General features: G+C 68.6%; 1 protein-coding gene. It reads left to right on the forward strand.

What is annotated here, in order from left to right; genetic code table 11:
* Nucleotides 1–245 (forward strand): aldehyde dehydrogenase family protein (locus tag AC0L3J_RS38305; protein ID WP_473350609.1); only part of this gene is annotated, 245 nt, incomplete at both ends.

The following is a 245-nucleotide window of genomic DNA, read 5'->3' on the forward strand; positions in this document are numbered from 1 at the left end:
GGCACGCACGTCTACGACCTGGCCGGCAAGCACGGCAAGCGTGTGCAGTCGATGATGGGCGCCAAGAACCATGCGGTGGTGCTGCCGGACGCCAACCGCGAGCACACCCTCAATGCCCTGGTCGGTGCCGGTTTCGGCGCGGCGGGCCAGCGCTGCATGGCCACCTCGGTGGTGGTGCTGGTGGGCGCGGCCAAGCAGTGGCTGCCGGATCTCAAGGCGCTGGCGCAGAAACTCAAGGTGAACGC

Source organism: Bradyrhizobium sp. Kon37, from assembly GCF_055807535.1.